This is a genomic window from Streptomyces sp. S.PB5, assembly GCF_030403745.1.
Lineage (GTDB): Bacteria > Actinomycetota > Actinomycetes > Streptomycetales > Streptomycetaceae > Streptomyces.
The window spans coordinates 65,993-71,992 of sequence record NZ_JAQMWP010000032.1 but is presented as its reverse complement, the minus strand read 5'-3'; the positions used below and the strand labels follow the sequence as shown (position 1 = coordinate 71,992).

Genomic DNA, 6,000 nt, shown 5'->3' with positions numbered 1-6,000 from the left:
GTGCGGCTGCTCGGGCGTGCCCTCGGAGCGCGGGAAGAACTCGTACCAGGACCCGTACAGCGCCCGCTCCCGCTCCACCAGCAGCGGCAGCTCCTCGGACACGGTCACCAGCTCCCGCAACGGATACCGGGCCAGCACCCCGTCCACTTCCGGCGTCAACGCCCCCGCCAGCCGCGCCGAAACGGGCCGTGAGTCGTCGCGCAGTGCCTCCGCGGCGGTCAGCACCAGACCGCGCCCCGCGTCCTCCGGCACCCCGCTCGCCGCCCGGAAGTAGAGATCGGCACCCTCTTCCAGCACCAGCCCGACGTCGATGCCGGCCGGGATCTTGATGCGGGCGTGGTGGCGCCAGGTCGAGATCGGGTCGGCCCAGCCCTCGACCCGGTAGCTCCAGCGGCCCTCGGCGTCCGGAGTGACGTCGGCGCCCCAGCGGTCGGTGCCCGGGGCGAGTTCGCGCATCGGGGTCCAGGGGCCCGCGCGGCCCCCGGGATCCGTGAGTACGACGTTGGCGGCGACCGCGTCATGGCCCTCACGGAACACGGTGGCCGAGATCTGGAAGGTCTCTCCCGTGACCGCCTTGGCCGGGAGCCTGCCGCAGTCCACGGCCGGACGGACGTCCCGGACCGGGATACGGCCGATGGTGTCGCTCGCACTCATGGGTCTCACCTCCGCCGTGCTCGAGGCCGGGCCCGTGGCCCGGCGGGGGATCCAAGCTGGGCCGGAAGGACTACCTCCCGGCGGGGGCGCGCACCAGCGTCACCGGCGGACCCCGTCTGGCCTCGGCCGTCGTGCGGAGCCGGTCGTCCTGCTCACGGAGGTAGGTGCCGAGACTGGTGTGCAGATAGCGCTCGGCGCAGTCCGCGGCCTCGCGGGCACAGCGCTTCCCCATGAGCACACAGAGGGTGTAGCCCGCGTCCTCGAAGGTGGCCCGGGCCTCGCGGTCGGCGGGGGCCGCGAGCATCACGCGTTCCCAGGTCCGGTACCGCCGCAGTTGCCGGGCGACTTCGGCCTTGGCCGGTAGCAGCATGGCGCGGTTCACCTTCCATGGAGAGTTTCACTCATGGTGCACGTGTGACGACCCAGCGTCTTGTTGGATCTTCAACCACCTCGGTGGTCGCTCGTGTTGCACGAATGGCGTAGCGCTCCCACTCTTGAGGTGACTCAGGAGCGATCACTGCTCACGCTGCGCGTTCGGGGCTCGTCCCACCGGGACGAGGAGGAGCGGGAGCTTCGCCGGTGAGGAGCCAACGACGATGAAGACCGCAGTGCCCCGCTACTACCACCTCGATGTGGAAGTCACCCCGGAACGGGTCGGCCAGGTCGAGCGCATCCTGGCCGCTCATCTCCGGTACTGGGACCTCGAGAACCTGGTCGAGCCCGTCTGCCGCGGTGCCGAGATGCTGCTGAAGGCCATCGACGAGCACGCGACGGACAAGTCCACCTCGGTCGAGATGTGGTGGAACGGCCAACACCTCATCACGGCGGTCGGGGACAACGACCGCGATCTGCGCCCGGACCAGGACCTGCGCGGCTGTCTGGCACACATCGCCGCGATGAGCGACGGCTGGGGCTGCTGCGCCACCGGCACCGGCAGCAAGGTCATCTGGTTCTCGCGGCGTGCCCGGGCCGGCGAACGCGTTCCGCTCGTCCCGACGGCCCCGGCTCCGAGTCTGCGCGAGGTGCTCCAGGTGCCCCGCGAGGAGCCGTTCGCGGACGGCGTCCTGGAGGACGCCCGGTGACCGCGAGCCGCCGACGCAAGGCAGGGGTGCCCGTGTGGAGCGGGCACCCCTACCCGTTGGGCGCCGCCTTCGACGGTCAGGGCACCAACTTCGCGCTGTTCAGCGAGGTCGCCGAGTGCGCCGAGCTGGTTCTGGTCGAGGACGACGGCAGCCATCACAGCGTTCCGCTGGCCGAGGTCGACGGCTTCGTCTGGCACTGCTACCTCCCGGGGATCGGACCGGGGCAGCGCTACGGCTACCGGGTGCACGGCCCCTGGCATCCGGAGCTGGGCCACCGCTGCAACCCGGCGAAGCTGCTTCTCGACCCGTACGCCATGGCGGTGGACGGCCAGGTGGACGACCACCCGGCGCTCTACGACCCGGCCGCCGACAGCGCCGGGCACACCATGCTGGGTGTGGTCACCGACCCGTACTTCGACTGGGGCGAGGACCGTCCGCCCCGGCGGCCGTACGCCGAGACCGTCATCTACGAGGCCCATGTGCGCGGCCTGACCCGCACTCACCCCGACGTCCCCGCCGAACTCCGCGGCACCTACGCCGGACTGGCCCACCCCGCGGTCGTCGAGCACCTGACGTCCCTGGGCGTGACCGCGGTGGAGCTGATGCCGGTGCACCAGTACGTGCAGGACGGCGTGCTGCAGGGCCGCGGCCTGTCCAACTACTGGGGCTACAACACGATCGGCTTCTTCGCGCCGCACAACGCCTACGCCGCGCACAGCACCCGCGGTCAGCAGGTCAACGAGTTCAAGGCGATGGTGAAGGCGCTGCACGCGGCCGGCCTCGAAGTGATCCTGGACGTCGTCTACAACCACACCGCCGAGGGCAACGAGCAGGGGCCCACGCTCTCCTTCCGCGGCATCGACAACGCCTCGTACTACCGTCTGGTGGACGGCGACTGGGGGCACTACTACGACACCACCGGCACCGGGAACAGCCTGCTGATGCGGCACCCGTACGTGCTCCAGCTGATCATGGACTCGCTGCGCTACTGGGTCACCGAGATGCATGTCGACGGCTTCCGCTTCGACCTCGCGGCCACGCTGGCCCGGCAGTTCCACGAGGTGGACCGGCTGTCGGCGTTCTTCGACCTGATCCAGCAGGACCCGGTGATCAGCCGCGTCAAGCTGATCGCCGAGCCGTGGGACGTCGGCGAGGGCGGCTATCAGGTGGGCAACTTCCCGCCGCTGTGGTCGGAGTGGAACGGCAAGTACCGCGACACCGTCCGCGACTTCTGGCGCGGCGGCGAGCACACCCTCGGCGACTTCGCCTCCCGGCTGACGGGCTCCTCCGACCTGTACCAGCACAGCCGGCGCCGCCCGCGCGCGAGCGTCAACTTCGTGACCGCGCACGACGGTTTCACCCTGCGTGACCTCGTCTCGTACAACGACAAGCACAACGAGGCCAACGGCGAGGGCAACCGGGACGGCGAGAGCGTCAACCGGTCCTGGAACTGCGGAGTGGAGGGGGAGACCCAGGACGCGGCCGTCCTCGAACTCCGGGCCCGCCAGCAGCGCAACTTCCTGGCCACGCTGCTCCTCTCGCAGGGCATCCCGATGCTCTGCCACGGCGACGAGCTCGGCCGCACCCAGCGCGGCAACAACAACGCCTACTGCCAGGACAACGAAGTCTCCTGGATCGACTGGCGGTTGACCGGGGAACAGCGCGCCCTCACCGACTTCACGCGGTACGTCGTCGCACTCCGCGCCGCCCACCCCGTACTGCGCCGGCGCCGCTTCTTCCGCGGCGAGACCGTGACGTACGCGGGACAGCCGCTGCCCGACCTGGTCTGGTTCGCTCCGGACGCCCGCGAGATGACCGACGCCGACTGGCTGCGCTCCGACGCGCACTCCGTCGCCGCCTTCCTCAACGGAGACGCCATCGCCGAACCCGACGCGTGCGGCGGTCCGGTGCTCGACGACTCCTTCCTGCTCCTGCTGAACGGCTACTGGGAACCGGTGGACTTCCGGCTGCCGGACGCGGCGTACGGCGAGCGCTGGACGACGCTGATCGACACCGCCGCACCGCAGGGTGCCGACGAGACGGAGCACAAGGCGGGTACGGAGATGCCGGTCGAGGCACGCAGCCTGGTGCTGCTGTCGCGGCCCCCGGCGACCGAGCGGCCCCCGAGGGGCTGACTCAGCGCACCCGGCGTGCCGTCACCGTGAACTGCGCGCCGTCGGGATCGCGCAGCACCGCCTCGTCGCCGGCCTTGGACAGGACGCTGCCGCCGTGCTCCTCCGCGGCCCGGGCGCAGGCGCCGACGTCCGAGACGGCGAAGTGGACCTGCCAGTGCGGCCGGATGGCCGGGTCGGGCGCCGCCTCCAGCGCCCCCGAGTCGATGCGGGCCACGATGTCGCCCTGGCTGCGCAGCACGACCTCGCCGCCCTCGTAGCGGACCTCGCAGCAGCCCGGCCGGTCCGAGGCCCAGTCGAGGATCTCGCCGTAGAAGATGGCCGCGTCGAAGGCGTCCCGGGTGTGCAGTCTGATGAAGGCCGGGGCCGCGCGGCGCCAGCTCTCCCAGTTGGCGACGAGCTCGCCCTCCCAGATCCCGAAGGTCGCCCCGTCCCGGTCGGCCAGCAGCGCGGCCCGCCCGGGCGGGAAGGAGAGCGGTCCGACGGCGGCCGTGCCGCCCCGCTCCTGGGCCCGCGCCACGGCCTCGTCCGCGCTCGGCACCGCGAAGTACGGCGTCCAGGCCACCGCCATCCGCCACATCGAGGCGACCACGGCGATCCCCGCCACCGGTGTCTCGTCCACCACCGCCACCCGGAAGCGGTCGCCGAGCTTGGCCGGCCGCCACTCCCAGCCGAGCACGGCGGTGTAGAACTCCTCGGCGGTCTCCTGGTCACGGCTGGTCAGGCTCACCCAGCAGGGTGCGCCGAACACGGAGTGTGTGGAGACGACGTCCGTGGTGCCGCCGGGGAGTCTCGTGTCGTGATTCATGGCAGTCGCGTCCTGGGTCTCGCCGGAATGCAGCCACCGGTCTCTTCCAGTGTCCGACCGAAACCGCTCCGGGCGCCTGTCGAGTACCCCGGTCCCGGCCCCGAAACGAGTGGCGCAGGCCGGTTGGCGCTGGGCCGGTCGAGTGAGCAGGATGGATGTGTGACCCCGGCACCGAACGACCCGTCCGACGAGACCGGCCGCATCTTCGAGCTGCAGGAAGAGGTGGAGCAGCTGAAGGAGGCCGTCGTCTCGCACGCCGTCGTGGACCAGGCCATCGGGATGATGGTCGCGCTGGGACGGGTCACGCCGGACCAGGGGTGGGCGGTGCTGAAGGAGGTCTCCCAGCACACGAACATCAAGCTGCGCAATGTCGCGGAACTGATCCTGATCTGGGGGCGGAACGGGGAGCTGCCCTCCGATGTCCGGGTCGAGCTGGAGGCCGCCCTCGACCGCCACGGCCCGGCACAGATCCCCGAGGCGCCGCAGGAGTGAGCGCCGGGCTCAGCCGGCCTCGGCCAGCTCCTGGCGGATCTGCGCGAAGCAGCTGCTGAGCAGGCGCGATACATGCATCTGCGAGATCCCGAGCTGCTCGGCGATCCCGCTTTGCGTCATGCCCCGGAAGAACCGCAGATACAGGATCGTCTGCTCACGCTCGGGCAGCGCGCGCAGACAGGGGCCCACGGCCACCCGGTCCACGACGACGTCGTAGTGCGGGTCGGGGCCGCCGAGCGCGTCGCCCAGGGCGTAGCCGTCGGTGCCCGGCATCTCCGCCTCCAGCGACAGCGCGGAGAAGCACTCCAGCGCCTCCATGCCGCTGCGCACCTCGTCCTCGGTGAGCTGGGTGTACGCGGCGATCTCGGCGACGGTCGGAGCCCGCCCCGGCGTCGTCTGGGCCAGCTCCCGCAGTGCCTGCCGTACCCGGTTGCGCAGGTCCTGGACCCGGCGCGGGACGTGCAGCGTCCACATGTGGTCACGGAAGTGCCGCTTGATCTCCCCGGTGATCGTCGGTACGGCGTACGCCTCGAAGACGTGGCCGCGCTCGGCGTCGTAGTGGTCCACGGCCTTCACCAGGCCCAGGGCCGCCACCTGGTACAGATCCTCCAGGGACTCGCCCCGCCCCTTGAACCGCACCGCGATCCGCTCCGCCATCGGCAGCCAGGCCTCGATGAGCTCGTTGCGCAGCGTCGTGCGCTCCGCGCCTTCGGGCAGTGCGGCGAGCCGCACGAAGGACGCGGCCGTGTCAGGGGCGTCGTCATGCGGATGCGGCTTCGTTCTGGTGGTGACACGCATCGCGCGCACCTCCCTCAGCAGGTGCTGGATGGAC

General features: G+C 71.1%; 7 protein-coding genes. 3 read left to right on the top strand and 4 right to left on the bottom strand.

The window, feature by feature from the left end; translation table 11 throughout:
* Positions 1-654: maltotransferase domain-containing protein (locus tag PH203_RS46315; protein ID WP_289928652.1), on the bottom strand; the 654-nt coding region annotated here is incomplete at its 3' end.
* Between the two features lie 70 nt (positions 655-724).
* Positions 725-1,024: a DUF5133 domain-containing protein gene (locus PH203_RS46310; protein WP_289928651.1), complete on the bottom strand. Its 300-nt coding sequence runs from the start codon at positions 1,022-1,024 to the stop codon at positions 725-727.
* A 226-nt stretch (positions 1,025-1,250) separates the two neighbouring features.
* On the opposite strand from PH203_RS46310, the gene PH203_RS46305 reads away from it, so the two are divergent.
* Together PH203_RS46305 and glgX are read left to right on the top strand one after the other, a co-directional pair.
* Positions 1,251-1,736, top strand: a complete 486-nt coding sequence (locus PH203_RS46305) for a pep a2 (RefSeq protein WP_289928650.1) — start codon at positions 1,251-1,253, stop codon at positions 1,734-1,736.
* On the top strand, positions 1,733-3,871 hold the full coding sequence (glgX, locus tag PH203_RS46300; protein ID WP_289928649.1) for a glycogen debranching protein GlgX: 2,139 nt from the start codon (positions 1,733-1,735) through the stop codon (positions 3,869-3,871). Before PH203_RS46305 ends, glgX begins: the two co-directional genes overlap by 4 nt.
* A gap of 1 nt (position 3,872) precedes the next feature.
* Here the strand turns inward: glgX and PH203_RS46295 are convergent, their stop codons facing one another.
* On the bottom strand, positions 3,873-4,676 hold the full coding sequence (locus tag PH203_RS46295) for a VOC family protein (protein ID WP_289928647.1): 804 nt from the start codon (positions 4,674-4,676) through the stop codon (positions 3,873-3,875).
* A gap of 159 nt (positions 4,677-4,835) precedes the next feature.
* Here PH203_RS46295 and PH203_RS46290 point away from each other — a divergent pair, with 159 nt between their 5' ends.
* Positions 4,836-5,168: an ANTAR domain-containing protein gene (locus PH203_RS46290; protein ID WP_289928645.1), complete on the top strand. Its 333-nt coding sequence runs from the start codon at positions 4,836-4,838 to the stop codon at positions 5,166-5,168.
* 9 nt (positions 5,169-5,177) lie between these two features.
* On the opposite strand, the gene PH203_RS46285 is transcribed toward PH203_RS46290, so the two are convergent.
* A complete protein-coding gene (locus PH203_RS46285) occupies positions 5,178-5,966 on the bottom strand; it encodes a SigB/SigF/SigG family RNA polymerase sigma factor (protein ID WP_289928644.1) in 789 nt (262 codons plus the stop codon).
* Positions 5,967-6,000: the final 34 nt, after the last annotated feature.

Bases quoted from the DNA above. Each gene is read 5' to 3' on its own strand.
- PH203_RS46295 (WP_289928647.1), bottom strand. From the start codon at position 4,676: ATGAATCACGACACGAGACTCCCCGGCGGCACCACGGACGTCGTCTCC.
- PH203_RS46305 (WP_289928650.1), top strand. From the start codon at position 1,251: ATGAAGACCGCAGTGCCCCGCTACTACCACCTCGATGTGGAAGTCACC.
- PH203_RS46310 (WP_289928651.1), bottom strand. From the start codon at position 1,024: ATGCTGCTACCGGCCAAGGCCGAAGTCGCCCGGCAACTGCGGCGGTAC.
- PH203_RS46285 (WP_289928644.1), bottom strand. From the start codon at position 5,966: ATGCGTGTCACCACCAGAACGAAGCCGCATCCGCATGACGACGCCCCT.